At 41.3% G+C, this 18888-nt stretch carries 14 protein-coding genes and 1 pseudogene; 8 read left to right on the top strand and 7 right to left on the bottom strand.

What is annotated here, in order from left to right:
- From ST42_RS04060 to ST42_RS04050, 3 genes are all read right to left on the bottom strand, one after another.
- The coding region (locus ST42_RS04060) for a sensor histidine kinase (protein WP_044072436.1) at nt 1–3279 on the bottom strand (3279 nt) is incomplete at its 3' end.
- A gap of 4 nt (nt 3280–3283) precedes the next feature.
- Nucleotides 3284–3952 (bottom strand): bifunctional 4-hydroxy-2-oxoglutarate aldolase/2-dehydro-3-deoxy-phosphogluconate aldolase, encoded by a 669-nt coding sequence (locus ST42_RS04055; RefSeq protein ID WP_022316451.1) that lies wholly within the window; start codon nt 3950–3952, stop codon nt 3284–3286.
- Nucleotides 3953–4054: 102 nt separating this feature from the next.
- Nucleotides 4055–5080 (bottom strand): sugar kinase, encoded by a 1026-nt coding sequence (locus tag ST42_RS04050; RefSeq protein ID WP_022316452.1) that lies wholly within the window; start codon nt 5078–5080, stop codon nt 4055–4057.
- Nucleotides 5081–5287: 207 nt separating this feature from the next.
- On the opposite strand from ST42_RS04050, the gene ST42_RS04045 reads away from it, so the two are divergent.
- The 8 genes and pseudogenes from ST42_RS04045 (at nt 5288) to ST42_RS04015 (ending at nt 14223) form a co-directional block, all read left to right on the top strand.
- Nucleotides 5288–6352: a LacI family DNA-binding transcriptional regulator gene (locus ST42_RS04045; protein ID WP_044072434.1), complete on the top strand. Its 1065-nt coding sequence runs from the start codon at nt 5288–5290 to the stop codon at nt 6350–6352.
- A gap of 99 nt (nt 6353–6451) precedes the next feature.
- Complete coding sequence (locus ST42_RS04040; RefSeq protein ID WP_022316454.1) at nt 6452–7948, top strand: UxaA family hydrolase; 1497 nt, start codon at nt 6452–6454, stop codon at nt 7946–7948.
- Nucleotides 7949–8379: 431 nt separating this feature from the next.
- Complete coding sequence (locus ST42_RS04035; protein ID WP_044072414.1) at nt 8380–9675, top strand: Na+/H+ antiporter NhaC family protein; 1296 nt, start codon at nt 8380–8382, stop codon at nt 9673–9675.
- Nucleotide 9676: 1 nt separating this feature from the next.
- Nucleotides 9677–10465, top strand: coding sequence for a hypothetical protein (locus ST42_RS04030; RefSeq protein WP_044072413.1), 789 nt, complete (start codon nt 9677–9679; stop codon nt 10463–10465).
- Between the two features lie 56 nt (nt 10466–10521).
- Nucleotides 10522–11238: a glycoside hydrolase family 25 protein gene (locus ST42_RS04025; protein WP_042519637.1), complete on the top strand. Its 717-nt coding sequence runs from the start codon at nt 10522–10524 to the stop codon at nt 11236–11238.
- Nucleotides 11239–11320: 82 nt separating this feature from the next.
- Nucleotides 11321–11461 (top strand): annotated as a pseudogene (locus tag ST42_RS14555) (zinc-ribbon domain-containing protein); the annotation flags it as partial.
- 171 nt (nt 11462–11632) lie between these two features.
- The gene (locus tag ST42_RS04020) at nt 11633–12487 is read left to right on the top strand and encodes a hypothetical protein (protein WP_052484626.1); all 855 of its coding nucleotides are present in this window, start codon (nt 11633–11635) and stop codon (nt 12485–12487) included.
- A gap of 35 nt (nt 12488–12522) precedes the next feature.
- On the top strand, nt 12523–14223 hold the full coding sequence (locus ST42_RS04015) for a bifunctional metallophosphatase/5'-nucleotidase (protein WP_052488219.1): 1701 nt from the start codon (nt 12523–12525) through the stop codon (nt 14221–14223).
- A 9-nt stretch (nt 14224–14232) separates the two neighbouring features.
- Here ST42_RS04015 and ST42_RS04010 read toward each other — a convergent pair whose 3' ends face one another.
- The 4 genes from ST42_RS04010 to menD all read right to left on the bottom strand — a co-directional run bounded on the left by ST42_RS04010 (nt 14233) and on the right by menD (nt 18879).
- Entirely contained in the window at nt 14233–15234 is a 1002-nt protein-coding gene (locus ST42_RS04010) for an AMP-binding protein (RefSeq protein WP_316931823.1), read from the bottom strand.
- Nucleotides 15213–16244: an o-succinylbenzoate synthase gene (locus ST42_RS04005; protein WP_044072407.1), complete on the bottom strand. Its 1032-nt coding sequence runs from the start codon at nt 16242–16244 to the stop codon at nt 15213–15215. The genes ST42_RS04010 and ST42_RS04005 overlap by 22 nt, the downstream gene beginning before the upstream one ends.
- Nucleotides 16245–16332: 88 nt before the next feature.
- Complete coding sequence (gene menB, locus ST42_RS04000; RefSeq protein ID WP_022316462.1) at nt 16333–17160, bottom strand: 1,4-dihydroxy-2-naphthoyl-CoA synthase; 828 nt, start codon at nt 17158–17160, stop codon at nt 16333–16335.
- Nucleotides 17161–17166: 6 nt separating this feature from the next.
- On the bottom strand, nt 17167–18879 hold the full coding sequence (gene menD, locus ST42_RS03995; RefSeq protein ID WP_044072405.1) for a 2-succinyl-5-enolpyruvyl-6-hydroxy-3-cyclohexene-1-carboxylic-acid synthase: 1713 nt from the start codon (nt 18877–18879) through the stop codon (nt 17167–17169).
- Between the last annotated feature and the right edge of the window lie 9 nt (nt 18880–18888).

Genomic DNA, 18888 nt, shown 5'->3' with positions numbered 1-18888 from the left:
TGAAGGTTGCACGCCTTTATTCATTCTTCTTATTATTAGAAACATATAAGAAAAAAGTTCTTTGTCTCCAACAGTTTTCAAGTCACATCCTTTAAGATATTCCGACATGTTGATTTGGCTGCAGGCGAAGCGATAGGAACCAACTTGCATCTCAACCTGTGTGCAAAGAATTCCATACAATTCCTTATAATAATTCACTAATGCAGACAATTCATTCAAATCAGTATTAGCTTTTGTCAGGCCGTCTGGCAATGTTATGCGCGCTATGCGCTTTTTCGTGTCGGGGCTTTCCAAATAATTGTATATCCGCGACGGATAATACATGGTCTCATGCTTGATAGTGCTCAAACAATTATCCAATATGTTATTGCAAACATAAAGCCTGTCTATTTCATAATTCAATTTGCCAAGAGTGTCTTCTAGTATTTGAAGATTGTCTTTCAAATTATATTCTTGTTCAACCGTACTATGATATTCAGACAGAATTTTTGTAAATTCTTCTTTTATTGACTTGTCGGTTATACTATCGCTTATTCCAAGCAAGAAAGACAATTTGTCTTTCAGCTCTTTGTCACAGTCGACAACATTTTCTAGACGTTTCTTCAATTCTTTTATAGAACTGATTTTCATAGCATGCCTGTAATACAGCGTATAAGCTGCCATGAATAGCGCAATTAAAAGTATTATAAGAAGTACAATCGCTATGTTTTTATTCGTCTCTGATTGTTGCATGATTCTACAATACTCTCCAAGAGATTTGTCCGAATAAACTTCTTTGAAGAGTTTTGTATATATCGAATTGTTGTATTCGTATAAACCCCATTCGTGAAGGGCAAGTGCTGCGATAGCACTTTCATTTCTTATGTCAAGTATTATCTTATAGTTTGTACGGATACCCATCCTAAACCATTTCAGTTCAGGAGAATTAGTTGTGCTCGCACCGATTCTGTGCATAAACTCATGCCCATTCTTGTAAGTGCTGGCATAATGTCTGTTCAGCCATATTCTGGCAGAATCGGTAAACTCCAGAGTTTTGGAATAAGAAGCGTTGACATTTGAATAATAGGCAGAATCAGCGTATGTGGCTGCCATTTTAATGCAATAGTCAAAATCACTGTTTTTATGTTTAAATTTATAAATTGAACCGTTTGCGATTCCTAATGCAGGCATCATAAGCAAACATAACGCTGTTACTATTCCTTTGGGCAATTTGAAGAAGAAGCGACTGCCCTTCCCTACTTCGCTTTCTGCAGACAATTCACAAACATTGAATATCTTGCTTGATTTGCGGTATTTGTTAAGAATGCCTTTACAGTTCATGAGCCCGAAACCATGCCCGTCGCTTACCTTTCTGTTGAATACGCAAGACAATTCTTCACGGCTCATTCCCTTTCCATTGTCTTTAATGGAAATCTCAACATAATCGTCTTTCTCTTCAGCAAAAATTCGCACCATGCCCCCAGGAGCGGTGAATTTCCTGGCATTGTCCGCTATTGTGTTTATCATGAATAATGTCAACACCCTATCTGCTTTCACGCAGACACTTGTCTGTTCTACAACGAGAGAAATGCCTTGTAGTTCAAATACAGTTTTACTTTTGTTAACTATGTCAAATAGATCCTGAAGCTTGAAACTGACAATTTTGAGATATATCTCGCCCTGCTCTAACTTTATCCAATCCGTAAGAGTACTATTGTATTTCTCGATTGTCTGTGACAGTTCGGATATGTATGTGATTCTTTCTTCTCTATTTTGTGGTCTTTCTTTTCTTTTCATCAGTTTGTCAACCTCGTTTGCCATACGGTCAATGAGGGGCATGACGCTGTTTACAAGAAATACTTTCGATCTGTTTTCTATATTCCTTCTTTTGTTGTTCTCAAGATGTAGTTTCGCTATTGATATGTTATCTTTAGCGGCTTCAATTTCATCTTCTAATTTTCTTATTAATAGAGTGTTATCACTCTTTGACTTAAGCAATAGTTTGTCAAAGAATTCATATGGTGTACTATCAGCCGAGCGATGTTGTAGTAATTTGTAAATCAAAAGAGAAAGACATATAATCAACACGATGACAACAAGAATCATTATATTCATCGTTCTTGATGTCTGCTCTAGCATAGAGGCTCTTGCATCTAGCTCCATGTCCTGCCTTGTTTTATCCTGAAGATCTAAGTAAAGGTTTCTGTTTACGTCACTGTTGTATTTATCATCCATTGAAGAATATACAATGCTCAACTGCTCATAAATGCTCGCCACAAGGTCTGGAGCCTGTCTTATTTTCTTGTCTGCCAATGATTTCTTCAGACAAATCAATGCGCTTTCATTATCTCCTATTTCCCTATAACATGCAGCAAGAGTTCTCAAAGAGCCTGCAGTCTGATATTCATCTCCATAATCCTTAAACATCTCCATTGACTTTTGTGCAAGATATCCAGCGAGTAGGGAGTCTGGCATGTTGTCACTGTTTAGGAAACCTATAGAAACTCTGTTGTTGTCAAGGATTATGGCTCTGTCAGACAATGACGTAAGGTGTTCGCTTACTGCTTGCATAGAGTTAGCTTCCCAGTAAACAAATCCGCTTTTTTTTGATAGCAGATAGCATTCAACAAGCATTTCATATTCAATCTGTTTTGTCTCTACCCTGTTCTTACTGTGTATTAATCCACCACTACCATATTGATATAGCATATTTAGATACTGACTTGTATCCTTTTGCATCAGTCCTTCTATATCAATTGATTTCAATTCCGCTAGAGACTGCTCAAACATTCCTACATAATAATAGTATGTAGATGCAACCAATGCATACTCTGTTTCAGCGTATATCAATCTTTTCTCATCTTTTGGCAATAGGTTATCACGCTCTTCGTTGATTCTCTTCAATCGCTGCAGAGCACGTTCTTTATAGTCATAGAACTCTTTGTTCTGGGCTTTCCTTTGGCAAAGCCTCATATACTGGACATCGGCAATAAGAAGTTCTATTTGATTGTTCGTCAGTTCCAGGACGCTATCAAGTTGACAAGCAGCGCGATCATAATCCATTTTTGCTATGCTTACAAAAGCCAAATTATTTAGGGCCTCCGCTTTGCCCGAAGAATAATTGTCTGAGGCTACAAATGCTTTCATTGCATAGCAATAAGTCGAATCCAAATTTTTATAGTGGAAAGCATAAGATATTTCGTTCAGCCTGTCTGCATACTCGTGGCGAGAGTCAGTACATGCCAAACAAAGATAAAGGCTCCATAGGCAGACAACGCCTATGAAGCCCTTGTATGTCATAATATTATCCGCGAGCCTTAGCAATGTATCCGAGAGCTTCTGCACATTTGTCTGAAATAGCTTTCCAGTTCTTGGCAGCTACAACATCCTTAGGGAACAACTTAGATCCCATTCCTACGCAATAAACGCCCGCCTTAATCCAGGAAGTGAGGTTTTCCTCATCAGGAGAAACTCCACCTGTTACCATGAGTTTTGACCATGGCATTGGCGCTTTCAAACCCTTAACCAGTTTTGGACCTAAAACATCGCCAGGGAAAATCTTGCACAAATCACATCCGACTTCCTGAGCAGCGCCTACCTCAGACACGCTTCCGCATCCTGGAGTGTATGGGACGAGGCGACGGTTGCATACCTTTGCCACCTCAGGGTTAAACAATGGGCCAACTACGAAGCATGCTCCAAGTTGAATATAGAGAACCGCTGTCGCAGGGTCAACTACCGAACCAACGCCGAGGGCCATCTCTGGACATTCTACTGCAGCGAACTTCACCACTTCTTCGAATACCTCATGAGCGAAATCACCACGGTTAGTAAACTCAAAAGCACGAACTCCACCCTCATAGCAAGCCTTAACTACTTGCTTTGCCACTTCAGCGTCTTTATCATAAAACACAGGCACCATACCTGTCTGGCCAATCTTGTTCAAGACTGCCAATTTGTCAAATTTTGCCATATTTATGTTGTTGCTACTATTTTAAAAATTAAAATTAATACTGCGGATATTGACAGATAGTTTTAAACTGTCACCATCTGATGTTTTCCTTGTTCTCCGTTTTTATCGCTGTACACGACCTGAAGCATCACCACCGGCAAGATTCTCCACCTCTTCTTTGCTCATGAGGTTGAAGTCACCAGGAATTGTATGCTTCAAAGCAGAAGCAGCTACTGCAAACTCGAGAGCTTTGCCCTGATCTTCAGGCCATGTCAGCAAACCATGTATAAGTCCGCCTGCGAAGCTGTCGCCACCGCCTACTCGGTCAATGATTGGCATGATATCGTAGTGTTTGCTCTGATAGAAGTCCTTTCCGTTGTAGATAAGGGCTTTCCATCCATTGTGAGTTGCAGAGTAAGACTCGCGAAGGGTCGAAACCACGAATTTGAATCCGAATTCCTTCATCATTCCCTGGAAGATTCCGTAATATCCCTCAGCGTCGGTCTTTCCACCCTCTACGTCAGCGTCTGGCTTAAATCCAAGGCAGAGTTGTGCGTCCTCTTCGTTGCCGATACAAACGTCAACATACTGCATCAAAGGTTTCATGATGCTTTGAGCTTTCTCTGAAGTCCAAAGCTTCTTACGGAAGTTCAAATCGCAACTTACTGTTACACCGTGACGCTTTGCTGCCTCGCATGCGAGTCTTGTCAGCTCTGCAGCTTTGTCGCTTATTGCTGGAGTTATGCCGCTCCAATGGAACCACTGTGCTCCCTCCATGATTGAGTCAAAGTCAAAATCCTTGGCATCAGCCTCTGCTATAGAGCTTCCGGCACGGTCGTAAACGACCTTTGAAGGACGCATAGAAGCACCTGTCTCAAGGAAATAGATACCAAGACGGTTACCTCCGCGTGCTATGAAATCTGTATGTACACCATATCGGCGAAGAGCGTTTACTGCGCACTGGCCGATCTCGTGTGTAGGAACTTTAGTTACAAAGTAAGCCTCATGTCCATAGTTTGCCGCACTTACAGCAACGTTAGCCTCGCCACCGCCATATACGACATCGAATGAATCACTCTGGATAAATCTCTTCTGTCCAGGAGAAGAAAGGCGAAGCATGATCTCGCCCATTGTTACTACTTTAGCCATTTGTTTTTGATAAATTAATTATTTAAGAATGTTTTTGCCTAATTTTTCGTTTACAAAATTACAGTTTTACACCCATCCACACAAATAAAAATTGAAAAAATTGCGATTTTGTCAAAAATGAGCTTTAAAATAAGGTATATTTAAATTATTCTTCTTATTTTTGCAAATGAACAATCAAAAAAGTAGTTGACTAAGACCTCATTTATAATGACAGAAAAGGTTAGGATAAAAGATATAGCTGAAAAGTCTGGCGTATCGGTCGGAACTGTTGACCGAGTGCTTCACAACCGTCCAAACGTATCAAAAAAAGCACGTGAGAAAGTAGAAAAAGTGCTAAAAGAAATAAACTACCAGCCCAACATGTATGCAAGCGCTCTTGCATACAACAAATCATATCAGTTTTACTGTATTATCCCCCAACATGAATCAGAAGCATATTGGGAGGAAATTGAAGACGGAACAGCAAAAGCCTGTGAAACGAGGCGGGATTTCCATATAAGCACGGAAATTATGTATTACCAACGTTATGACATCAAGTCATTTGTCCAGACAACGAAAGAATGCCTGGAGAAGAAACCGAATGGGGTAATTGTCGTGCCTGCTGATATCAAGGTCACAAAACATTTCTGCGAGATGTTGCATGAAAGGAAAATTCCGTTTATTCTGCTCGATTCTTATATTCCCGACGTCAACCCCCTGACATTTTTTGGCCAGGATTCATTCTCGAGCGGCAAATTCGCTGCCAAGATGCTGATGCTCCTGGCTGTTAATGATAAAGAGATAATGCTTTTCAAACGCATGAAAAACGGCAAAGTGGCAAGCCGTCAGCAGGAGAACCGTGAATTGGGATTCCGTCATTATATGAATGAACATTTTCCGAATGTCAGGATTGCCGAGCTTGACGTACCCGTTGAAGGAAGTCCAGAGAGCAACGAGAAGAAACTGGAACAGTTCTTCTCTGCCCATCCCGGAATTAGAAACTGCATCACCCTCGGCTCAAAGGCCCATATCGTTGGTGAGTTTCTACTCAAGACCAATAGAAGAAGTGTACAGATAATGGGATATGATATGGTAGAAAAAAACGCTCAATGCCTGAGGAAAGGCTCCATTTCGTTTTTGATAGCCCAGCATGCTTACATGCAAGGTTACCACTGCGTTGATTCTCTTTTCAAGGCAATAGTGCTTCACAAGAAGGTGGATCCGACCAACTACATGCCAATAGAGCTGTTGTCGAAAGAAAACGTTGATTTCTACAGAAGAACTCAGTTGTAAGCCTGATGTAATGCATACTGAATCGACATCATTATGTGAACTGTTAAAAGACGGAAATTCAATTATAAAAACAAAATAATACAAATCAAAAAAAACATCATGAATATTTCAGCATTCATCAAAATCAACCCTGCAGACTCTGTAGTGGTTTGTCTGCGCCCTATTGATAAAGGTGAGACAATCAATGTAGATGGAAAGGAGATAACCGTGCTCCAGAATACGCCTGCCGGCCACAAAATTCTGATCAAGGATACGCCTGCTAACGTGAACATCATTAAATATGGTTATCCTATCGGTCATGCTAAGGAGGACCTGAAGCAAGGCCAATGGGTAAACGAGAACAACCTGAAAACAAACCTTTCAGGTACGCTTACATATGAATATTGCCCCGTAAATGAGAAACTCGACATAAAGAAAGACAATCGCACGTTCCAAGGCTACGTTAGAAAGAACGGAGAAGTGGGCGTAAGAAACGAAATTTGGGTTGTGCCGACCGTGGGATGTGTCAACGGCATTGCCGAGCGCCTCGCCAACATGATTGAAAAGGAAACAAACTTAGAGGGAATCGACGCTGTTCATGCCTGGCATCACAACTTCGGTTGCTCACAGTTGAGCGAAGACCACGAAAACACCCGCAAGGTGCTGCGTGACATCGTTCTCCATCCTAATGCGGGAGCAGTGCTTGTCTTGGGTCTCGGATGTGAGAACAACCAGCCTGACCAGTTTGAAAAACTACTTGGCGACTACGACAAGGAGCGAATAAAGTTCATGGTTGTACAGAACGTGAAGGGAGACGAAATAGAAGAAGGCATGAAAATTCTACGCTCGCTTTACAAAGTCGCCAAGGAGGACAAGCGTACAGACTGCCCGCTGAATGAACTCCGCATCGGACTCAAGTGCGGAGGAAGTGATGGCTTCAGCGGAATCACGGCAAACCCACTTGTTGGTGAACTGTCCGATTATATCGTAGCACAGGGTGGTACGTCAATTCTTACTGAGGTGCCAGAAATGTTTGGTGCAGAAACTATACTGATGAACCGTTGTGAGAATGAAAATTTGTTTGAGCAAACTGTAAAACTCGTAAACGATTTCAAGGAATACTTCCTCAGCCATGGCGAACCTGTTGGTGAGAATCCTTCACCAGGCAACAAGGCTGGTGGAATATCCACTCTCGAGGATAAAGCTCTTGGGTGCACACAGAAATGCGGACGCGCACCTGTTAGCGGAGTACTCGGATATGGCGACAGACTTCAGGTTAAGGGGCTGAATCTCCTTTCAGCACCAGGCAATGACCTTGTGGCAGCAACGGCTCTTGCAGCTTCCGGTTGCCAGATAGTTCTCTTCACGACAGGTCGCGGTACGCCTTTCGGCACATTCATCCCGACAATGAAGATTTCGACAAACAGCAACCTGGCCAATAACAAGCCTAACTGGATAGACTTCAACGCTGGCGAACTTGTAGAAGGTACAGACATGCCTACATTGCTTGATAAATTCATTGACAAAGTGATTGCTGTGGCAAGTGGAGAAAAGGCCAACAACGAGAAGAATGGTTATCGAGAGATAGCAATTTTCAAGAATGGCGTTACGCTGTAACGAAAGATTATCCATCCGTTTTTGTAGCTTTGCATTGACTGGATGAGAGATTACGAATAAGAAGGAGTCAACAGAGCGTCAAGTTCTTGACTCCTTCTTGTAAGTATATAATCAAGGCGGATATCAACAACAGGTCCCTGAACCTACAGTCAATTCGGAAGCAAAATGCAATTGGCCACACCATTCAAGAAATTGTTATGCTCCAATTATAATCCTACGGATTTCAATGCTTAAAGCAGCTGCTTGCAAACAAAAAACAGCGGGGTTTTAATACCTAACTCTATGAGTTGTAAATTCAAAGCGGCTGTTCACTATTTTCAAATAACAGAATAGTTCAGATTCTATAGTTAAGGAGTATTTGGAATGAACATGTTATAATAAAGTTTAACCATTAATATAAAAGAAGATATTTCCTAAAAGTCATAATAAGAATGCAAAACGAGAATTTAAACCATAAGAAAGGGCTTTTGGCGTTGTCACCGCTTATTCTCTTCGTGATAGTTTATTTCGTGTCGTCATTAATAGCAGGCGACTTCTACAAGATGCCTATCACTATTGCTTTCATGACAGCCTGCATATATGCAATAGCCGTGTCGAGAGGCAAAGCCTTCAAGCAGAGAATAGATTCCTTCTGCATCGGAGCTGGGGCAAAAGACATTATGCTTATGGCATGTATATTCATTATGGCCGGCGCTTTCGCAAATTCGGCCAAGACAGCTGGATGTATTGACGATACTGTGAATTTCACATTGAGCGTCCTTCCTGACAACATGATAATGCCAGGCCTCTTCATTGCGGCTTGCTTCATTTCGCTTTCCATCGGAACAAGCGTAGGAACAATAGTGGCTCTCACTCCTATCGCTGCAGGACTCGCCCACTCCACCGGCACGAGCGTCCCGTTAATGGTGGCAGTCATAGTCGGTGGGTCGTTCTTTGGCGACAATCTCTCGTTCATATCCGACACGACTATTGTTGCAACCAATACTCAGGTATGCAAACAAAGCGACAAATTCCTTGTGAATTCATATACCACAATTCCTGTCGCGATAATAGTAATGGTGGTATATATGTTTGTTGGCCAGGGAGTGAACTCACCAACCAACATCCCTTCGGCAAATATAATAAAAATCATACCTTATCTGATTGTCATCATATCAGCCATCTGTGGACTAAATGTTCTGATAGTTCTTACGTTAGGCATACTTTCCACAGGTGTTGTGGGCATGGCATTCAATGCGTTTGACTTCTTTGGCTGGTGTCAGTCGATGGGCGACGGCATTACGGCGATGGGAGATCTCATAGTAGTTGCCCTGTTAGCGGGAGGATTGCTCAAAACGCTGAGCGACAATGGCGCACTTGACTATCTGATACGCTTGATAACAAACAAGATAAGCAACAGAAGAAGTTGCGAGCTTACAATTGCTTCGCTCGTAAGCATAGTGAACGTGTGCACGGCAAATAATACTGTAGCCATTCTGACCGTTGGCTCCATATCAAAGGATATTGGCGACAAGTTCGGTGTAGACAACAGAAAAAGCGCCAGCATACTTGACACATTTTCCTGCTGCATACAGAGCATACTGCCATACGGCGCACAGATACTTATGGCTACAGGACTCGCAGCCGTGAGTCCGATGGATATCATCAGCCATCTATATTATCCATTCGTACTTTTTGCCGTTTCTGTAGGTTCGATATTGTTCAGATACCCTAAAAAATACAGTTAACATGAATACCGTACTTGATAATCTCATATCATTGTTGGACGATGGCGCATTCGGATCAAGACACGAGATTGAGCCAATGACAGCATTCAAATGGGGAGTTCTTTATAAAATATCAGTCATTGAAGACGTTGTCCCAATCGTCTTCAAGGCGATTGTTGCCCACGAAAGTGACAAGCATCTCGACATGCCATACGAAATAAAAGTACTATTCGCCAAAGGCACATTCTCTGAAAAAGACGGGGTGTGCTCGGATTTTGACTTTGAAGACCTTGAAATGCAAAACCTTAACTATATCGTCAAGAAGTATGTACTGAAAGACATCGTCTACAAGGAAAGACATAGCATTGACACGTCGAAGATATCTCTGGATTTTCTCGGTTTGATACTTCAAAACTCGAATATCATACTGCGTCATGGGATACGTTTGAGAGGCATGATAGAGTTAGGGGTGTTTCTAAAGACAAAGGGACAGCTCGTTGACTTTGTGAAAGTGGAAAGCTGGATCCAGCGTCTGAAACTTAAGAAAATGGCAAGTCTCCAAGCAAGCGTATTGACGGAATTGTTTTCGTTCGAGACAGACGAGTTCCCATATATAAAGAAGTTTGACAAGCGTGCACGACTGTTGACAGACCAATCGCTTATGAGAACATACAAGGCAAACAAGTTTGGTCGCTCGTTCGGTAAATATAACATCACCAATTGCGTAAGATTCTATAGCTATTCACATTCTGAATCCTTATGCAAAATAATGTCGAACATATCAAAAAGTCTTTCAGAAATAGAGGAATAACTAATTAAGTTTAATTTATTTTGTCAAGCCTGAAGAATGAAGTAACTTTGCAAATCATGAAAATATTCAAAGAAATTAAGATTCTGACGTTGGGCATAATTTCATTCTGTTCCACTTCAGTCAGTGCGCAATCATATGAATCATACGTGCAATGTGAAGACACATGCCGCCACATACATGGTATAGACTTGAGCCACTATCAAGGAGAGGTGTTTTGGGAAGCAGTTGGTGACAACAGCAAAATGGCATACGTTTATCTGAAAGCTACAGAGGGCGGGACACGTATAGACCCTACATACAAAAAGAACATCGAATTGGCTCATCGTTATGGGCTGAAGGTTGGTTCATACCATTTCTTTCGTCCAAAGGTGGATCTGGTTCAACAGATGGAAAACTTCAAATCTCAATGTAGACCAGGCGATCAGGATCTTCTACCGATGATTGACATAGAAACGACAAGCGGACTTGGTACAGAAGAATTCTGCGACTCGCTTATGAAGTTTCTGATTCTCGTTGAAAAGGAATACAGACAAAAACCGCTATTATATACTGGTACGAACTTCTACAACAAGCATCTGAAGGGAAAGATAGACGGCTACAAGTTGATGATAGCCCAATACTCCTCAAGAGAACCCAAACTTGCTGACAACAGAGATTTCGACATGTGGCAATACACAGCTAAAGGAAGGATAAACGGAATCAACACGTATGTAGACAAAAGCCGGTTCATGGGACGTCATAGCATGAGAGAAATACGTTTCAGGCATCATTAACGGCAGTACACAGAAATAATCCGATTATTGGGAGTATTAATAACAAAACATAGAAATATTCATTAAATAACAATAAATCATCATGGCTATTATAAAATGTCCAGAATGCGGCCATCAAATCAGTGACATGGCTGCCAGTTGTCCCAATTGTGGTATCAGAATACAGGGCAATATTCAGAGATGCCCACATTGTGGAAGCGTATATATCAAAGGACAACCAGTTTGTCCTGTATGCCATATGGCTCCAGACACTCCGGCAAGCCAAGGCAACACTGCTTTCACTCCGCAAGGCAACCAAGCCTATCCACGACAAAACAATACAACCCAGGGGAATGTTCCAGCTAATCAAGAAGCTATAGTTACGCCACAGCCAACACAAAGCAATAAAAAGAATATGATTATTGCTATTGTTATAGGTTTGATAGTGATACTCGGAGCAGGAATCTGGTATGCCTCTTCTATGAATACTCTTCATGGAGATGAGCAGGAGGCATATCTTAATGCGATGGAAAGTTCTGACCCGGCGGTGCTACAAGATTATCTTGACAGCTTCAGAGACGCTCCTCAGGAACACAGGGACTCCATTGAAGCGCACTTGAAGATTCTACAAATGAATGACGCAGAGTGGACTAACGCATTGTTGAGCAATTCCAAGAGTGCGATTCAGGCATATCTTGAAAAGCATCCTGACACTATGCACAAAGCAGAAGCTGAGCATAAGATAGACTCTATAGACTGGGCAACCTGTGTAAGACAGAATACTCCGGAAGCATTCCAGGCTTATCTCTCTGAACATAATGACGGAGAGCACGCTGTTGAAGCACAAGAAAAGCTGGACAAACTGGATGCCACAACTGTTAATGGTGAGGATAAGCAGTTGATTACTAGCATATTCCGACAGTTTTTCAACGGTATTAACAGTAATGATGAGATGGGACTGACGTCTGCTGTGAGCAGCACACTGCATTTCCTCAATAATGCTAACGCTACAAAGAATGATGTAATAACGTTCCTCCACAAACTCTACAAGGATGAAGTGAGGAGTCTTACATGGCGTCCTAACGGAGACTACAAAATAAAGAAAAAGGATATGGGCAACAACACATATGAGTATGACGTTGAATTCACGGTAGACGAATCTGTAAGTAATATCGATTCATCAAAAGACAAATTCAACCAATATAAAGTTGTAGGCCACATCGATTCAGACGGTAAGATATCAAGCCTGCAGTTAATCAAAATCGGATAAAGCCGCAATGTATCCCCACTGCAGGAAAACAGAATATGCCTGATGTAATAATAAAAATTATACAGACTGGTGACATTCACGGTTGCTTCTTTTCCTATGATTTCATAAAGCGGAAAGAAGCAACCGCTTGTTTATCACGCATTTCATCATATATAGCTGGCGAAAGGCAGAAACTTGGCGACAAACTTATTTTGCTCGACCTCGGAGATATACTGCAAGGTCACCCTACATGTTATTACTCATCATTCGTAAATCGCTCTCATTCATGTCTTGCAGCCAGAGTTCTTAATCATTTAGGCTATGATGCCGTATGCATTGGCAACCATGATATAGAGACAGGTCATGCGGTTTACGACAAATGGATAGCAGAGACACAAGCTCCAATACTTTCAGCCAATTATATCCAGAAGAAAGATAATAAACCTTATTTCAAACCTTACACCATTATTATAAGAGATGGCATACGCATAGCTGTGTTAGGAATAACTACAACGGCTATTCCATATTGGCTCAGCAGTTCGTTATGGCATGGCATAAGCCTTGAAAATCCTATTGAAAGTGCCAGACGTTGGATTAACACTATTAGAGAAGAAGAACCAGACCTCATTGTCGGTCTCTTTCATACAGGATGGACTGGTGGCATCAACGATGGTGATATGATTGAAAACGCATCCAGAGCCATTGCTGAAGAGGTTGATGGCTTCGACATCATCTTTTTCGGACACGACCACAAAAGCTGCAAAAAATGGATACGCAATAGAGAAGGGCGTGAAGTGCTATGCCTCAATGCCTCAAGCGACGCAATACAATTCAATGAAGTGGAAGTGACATTCAGTTCGGATGAAAAGAACTCAAGCGTGAAACATAAATGGTGTAAAGAACTCATACAGGAACGACAATTATTCTCAGAGAATTATCCTGTCAACAGTGATTTTGAAAAGCTTTTCAAAATTGATATCAACGAAGCGAAAGCACTCCTCGACGAAAGAATAGCTAATATTGATATACCATTACGCACTAGAGATTGTTTCTTCGGTGCAGCACCTCTGTCCTCGCTTATCCATAAAGTACAATTAGAAACAACAGGTGCTGAAATATCATTTGCCGCTCCGCTTGCCTTTGATGAGGAGATAGGACCGGGTGATGTGAGAATAGCTGACATTTTCAACATATACAAATACGAGAATTCTATATTCGTATTGAAAATGACAGGAAAAGAAATCAAAAGATACCTTGAATACAGCTATGACTTATGGATAGAAACCATGTCGTCACCCTCTGACCACATAATGAAGATAAAGACATACGAATACGAAGGCAAGTCGTTTACATTCTTCAAAAACTTAGTTTACAACTTCGAGACGGCTGCAGGCATCAACTATACTGTTGATGTTACCAAGAACTATGGCAATCGGATAAATATAAGAAGCCTTTCTTCTGGCAAATCCTTTCGCTTTGACACATATTACCTCGTGGCAATGCATAGCTATCGTGGCAATGGCGGAAACGAATTTTTGCTCAAGGGAGCAGGAATTTCTCATGAACAACTTAAAAGGAGAAAAGTTGCCGAGAGTAAGGAATGTGAAAGAAATTATCTGATAAAAGAATTCAGGAAGAAACTCGTTTCTAATGATATATCATTCACAGCCAACTGGCACTTCGTCCCATTCGAATGGACTAGAGCAGCCATTGAACGGGACAAAAGATTATTATTTCCTGATGAATCATCTGAATGATATAAGATGTTACATTTTCTCAACTATATCCTGCAATGCGCTGCGGGCAATCTTGCCGGTAGCAGTCATAGGAATCTTGTCAATTACGACATAGCGTTTGGGTTGCCAATACATGGGCAAAGTGGCTTCTATCTGTTCTCTGATGTTAGGTAAATCCGCTTCTGTAAATGGCCTCTGTATTACCATCACAACAATTTCTCCGAACTTCTTATCCGATTTTTTTGTTATGGCAAAGGGAGGGGCAATAATGGGCTCTAACATCTTTTCCACCTCCTCAATATGTATTTTGACACCACCGCTAATTATTACATTGTCTATCCTGCCAAGGACTTTAAATCGGTGTCCTTCAGAATCAAACTTCACAATATCATTGGTTTGCAACACTTCCGGACATATCTTCGGGGCATCTATGCAGAGACACCCCATTTCATTTACAGACAAATGAATTCCATCAAGTGGAATGTAATATTCAGAAGCAGTGGGGCCATTCAAACGCCTCATGGCTATATGCGACAAAGTTTCAGTCATGCCATAAGTACTCCACACGGCATTAGGGAAATGCTGAAGTTTACTGTATAGAAGATCATTGACTGGACCACCACCAATAATCAGGTTCTTTATTCTTTTCAGTTTGTCAGCCTCTTCAGGAACAGACAACGAGTTGAACACCTGCATAGGTACCATTGCGGCAAATGTGGGAATATCTTCCAGATCTTTAAGCGGATGACTTGTTGGAGGGATGGAAATCAGTCTCATGCCAGAAACAAGAGTCCTCACAACTACCATCTTGCCGGCTATATACCGCAACGGCATACAAAGCAAAGCAGAATCGTCAGAAGTAAGCCCAAGGAAAGAGCATGTCATCTTAGCACTTTCAATCATCCGTGACTTCTCGACTCTCATTGATTTCGGTTTTCCTGTAGACCCACTCGTGTTCACTATAACTGTGGACAATGCGCTATTCCATTCTTTATAAAACTCATCAAGAGTCATTTCTTTCCTGTCATCCATATCTTGTCTCCACGTATCTCCGTCTGTGATGGCAGGTTGTCGGCAAACAAGGCACCTGTTCCGAGCCCCTGGGCCATCGTTATGTCATTACCGTAAATGTCGGATGTGAGCTGAGCTATGGCACTCAGACCAACACTGCTCTCCAATGCACTTGTTATCCAACTACCTACATTCCTTAATCGAGACTTTTCTATCCACTCACGTGTACCCTTCATTCCACCATGCAATGTGGGTTTCAGCACAATATATTGTGGCTTGATAAAATCAAGAAGATCATCCTTCATCTTTGGAATATTTACACCTATAAGTTCTTCGTCAAGAGCAATTGGCACTGGAGTATTTGCACACAGGTACGACATCTCATGCCATTGCTTCTGTCGTATAGGTTGTTCGATTGAATGAATATCGTATTTCGATAGCTCTTCTAGACGTGACATTGCATCATCAGCAGTGAATCCTCCATTGGCATCTACCCTTAGCTCAATGGCAGACTTCGAATATCTCTTCCTGATACTCTTTATCAGTGTCATTTCACTATCAAAGTCGATTGCCCCGATTTTTAGTTTTATACATCTGAAGCCTTCTGATAATTTGTCCTCTATACGCTTGTTCATCTCATCGAATGATCCCATCCATACGAGTCCGTTGATAGGAATACCAATCTCTCCTCGCGAAAATGGTGTATCGAAAAGCTTATCTCCATTCTCAAGATTCAGAAGAGCTGTTTCCAATCCAAACAAAGCCGACGGATAGGGTCGCATGAGGGAATAATCAATCCTGCCATTCTGCTTGAAAATTGAGCACAATTCCAGCAATCTTTCATCAAAATCGTCTGAAGCATCACAACTAAGATCAGGAAGCGGAGCACATTCTCCGATTCCCAATCTTCCTGGAATTTTATCGGAAGCAAGCTTTATCAGCCATATATCTCGTGTGGTGTAAATGCCACGAGATGTGCCAGCAGGCTGTTTGAAATGTAATCTCTTCTTCTCAATACTAATCTTATACATATCTACTGATAGCTTTAACTTCTAAAGTTTAAAATCAAAAGTATAGAAGTATGTATTAAAAAAATGGATACTCACTAATACTTGTAAATCAAGGCAGTTTAGGATACTTCCCAAAATCAGGCTTACGCTTCTCCAAGAATGCCTTGCCACCTTCCTGTGCCTCATCAAGGAAATAATAAAGCATGGTTGCATCACCCGCTAACTCCTGAATACCTGCCTGTCCATCGAGCTCCGCATTAAGTCCTGCCTTTATCATTCTCAGAGCCAATGGACTACGTTCCATCATTGTGTGGGCCCACTCCATACATTCGTCCTCAAGACTATCGAAAGGCACTACCTTGTTTACCATTCCCATTCTCTCTGCCTCTTCCGCAGAATATTGTCTACACAAGAACCATATCTCTCTAGCCTTCTTCTGCCCAACGATGCGAGCTAAATAAGAAGCTCCGAAACCTGCATCAAATGATCCCACCTTTGGACCTGTTTGCCCAAAAATGGCGTTTTCGCTGGCTATCGTCAGGTCACACATCAAGTGAAGCACGTGTCCTCCTCCTATCGCATATCCGTTTACCATAGCGATAACAGGTTTTGGCAAGGAGCGAATCTGCTTCTGTACATCGAGCACATTCAGACGTGGCACTCCGTCATTACCTACATATCCGCCCCTTCCTTTAACATTCATGTCGCCACCAGAACAGAAGGCTTTGTCGCCTGCTCCTGTGAGCAATACGACAGAGATATTCTGAGCCTCTCTACAGTAAGCGAAGGCAAGGCTCATCTCATGTGTGGTAAGTGGAGTGAAGGCATTTCTATATCGTGGGCGATTTATAGTGATTTTTGCCACGCCTTCACACTCTTCGAACAATATCTCCTTAAAATCGAATCCTTCGATTTTGTTCCAAATTCTATTTGCCATATATTTTTAAAATTTACTTTTTATCATTTTTTTCAATCCAACGAAAGCTTGCCGATCATCATCTGGAGATGTAAACACCTCAAGCACTATTGGACGATTTGTTTTTTCAATCAAGAAATGTGCCATTGAAATGCGCAGTTCCTCCTCATCTCGCACAGCCATGTATCCTATGTCATTTTGTTCGCATATACCCTTGGCCGTAGCGGTGTGTCTTCCCTCAACATACTTCATGATGTCATCTGGAATATTTAAGCCTTTCAACTGGGAGAATATTCCTCCACAATTATTATTAAGGATCATCACTCTAAAATTACCTTTCAGGTGATTATTCCAAAGTGCGTTCTGATCATAGAAAAAGCTCAAGTCGCCAGTAATGCAGAACACCATCGAGGATGTAGTAAGTGAGAAGCCAGCAGCAGTAGACACACTGCCCTCTATACCATTCACCCCTCTGTTACACCATATGTAATGCGGTGAATACAGGCATCCTATGCGTATTTCCATGCTATTTGCATAATGAACTTCACTTTCATACTCCATGTCTTCTAGAGACTGCTCGAAACAACGTATCGCAAGCATTTGAGAATAAACAGGCACATAATCATCTATACACATTTCAATATGTGTTATAGCTTTATCCCAATGCGTCTTCAGAATGTCTTGTGAAATTTCATTGTCAGCATTTCCTGTTTTTTCTGTTTGCTTTTCTTTGTAATTCTCTTTTGTCAAACGCAGTAGTGCTTTAAGGAAAAGTTTACAAGAACAGTCAATAATGCCAGTCTGACTCATAAACGTGTCGTGTATTATTCCATTATCGTTGATTTCCCAAAGAGATGATATTTTCTTAGTACGCAAATACCTCTTGGTATTTTTGCTCACCAAGGTATTGCCAAGAGAGAGCACCATATCAATATTCTCTATGGCGGAATTATCTTCGAATATATCTACTATGGCGTCAATCGGTTCAGCAGAAGCCGTGGACAATTGCTCACACATAACGATATAATACATCTTCAATTCTTTGACAATCATGTCGATTTCTTCATCATGGTATGGTAGTTGTCCAATGACAATAATCTTCCTTTCCGAAAGGATAAAATCTTTGATTATCTCCATTGCCCTGTATGGCAACACTTTTTCAGCTTGTAAAAATTCTATATCTTTTTTCACTGGCAAAGAAGTCTTGTTAAAAACAAATAATGGCTCATGCAGATGAATATTGATATGAACTGGCCCCCTATTGTCTCTAAGTGCTGCATTCAGAGCATTATTAATCAGTAGAGAAGAATAATTTTCTGCCTCGCCATTACTAATGTCATTTACATCAACCTCAGAATTGAAGAGACCATATGTCGGACCACATTGAACCATGGTCTGTCCATCATTTCTCTCTATCCATTCTTGCGGACGGTCTGCTGATATGAGGATTATAGGAACTTGCCTGTAATGTGCTTCTGCAATGGCAGGTAGTGTATTAAGAAAAGCGGAGCCTGAAGTAACGCACACTATGGTGGGTGTCCCTGTAGCTAACGACACACCAAGAGCATAGAAAGCTGCACTTCTTTCATCAATCACAGAGATGCATTCTATCTCCTTGACAGTTCTGAGATTACTTATAATAGGTATATTCCTTGAACCAGGACATACTACGGCTTTTTTGATTCCTTTTGCAATCAAAAGAGATGTTAGCAAATTGACTATGTTTTTGTCAGAATACATGTATTTTTA

The organism is Prevotella pectinovora (assembly GCF_000834015.1).
Classification (GTDB): Bacteria; Bacteroidota; Bacteroidia; order Bacteroidales; family Bacteroidaceae; genus Prevotella; species Prevotella pectinovora.
This window is presented reverse-complemented; position numbering and strand designations above follow the sequence as displayed.

What these genes read in the sequence shown, in the direction of transcription:
- ST42_RS04010 (WP_316931823.1), bottom strand. Translation starts at nt 15,234, where the DNA reads ATGGATGACAGGAAAGAAATGACTCTTGATGAGTTTTATAAAGAATGG.
- ST42_RS04035 (WP_044072414.1), top strand. Translation starts at nt 8,380, where the DNA reads ATGCAAAACGAGAATTTAAACCATAAGAAAGGGCTTTTGGCGTTGTCA.
- ST42_RS04030 (WP_044072413.1), top strand. Translation starts at nt 9,677, where the DNA reads ATGAATACCGTACTTGATAATCTCATATCATTGTTGGACGATGGCGCA.
- menB (WP_022316462.1), bottom strand. Translation starts at nt 17,160, where the DNA reads ATGGCAAATAGAATTTGGAACAAAATCGAAGGATTCGATTTTAAGGAG.
- ST42_RS04020 (WP_052484626.1), top strand. Translation starts at nt 11,633, where the DNA reads ATGATTATTGCTATTGTTATAGGTTTGATAGTGATACTCGGAGCAGGA.
- ST42_RS04045 (WP_044072434.1), top strand. Translation starts at nt 5,288, where the DNA reads ATGACAGAAAAGGTTAGGATAAAAGATATAGCTGAAAAGTCTGGCGTA.
- ST42_RS04040 (WP_022316454.1), top strand. Translation starts at nt 6,452, where the DNA reads ATGAATATTTCAGCATTCATCAAAATCAACCCTGCAGACTCTGTAGTG.
- ST42_RS04055 (WP_022316451.1), bottom strand. Translation starts at nt 3,952, where the DNA reads ATGGCAAAATTTGACAAATTGGCAGTCTTGAACAAGATTGGCCAGACA.
- ST42_RS04025 (WP_042519637.1), top strand. Translation starts at nt 10,522, where the DNA reads ATGAAAATATTCAAAGAAATTAAGATTCTGACGTTGGGCATAATTTCA.
- ST42_RS04015 (WP_052488219.1), top strand. Translation starts at nt 12,523, where the DNA reads ATGCCTGATGTAATAATAAAAATTATACAGACTGGTGACATTCACGGT.
- ST42_RS04050 (WP_022316452.1), bottom strand. Translation starts at nt 5,080, where the DNA reads ATGGCTAAAGTAGTAACAATGGGCGAGATCATGCTTCGCCTTTCTTCT.
- ST42_RS04005 (WP_044072407.1), bottom strand. Translation starts at nt 16,244, where the DNA reads ATGTATAAGATTAGTATTGAGAAGAAGAGATTACATTTCAAACAGCCT.
- menD (WP_044072405.1), bottom strand. Translation starts at nt 18,879, where the DNA reads ATGTATTCTGACAAAAACATAGTCAATTTGCTAACATCTCTTTTGATT.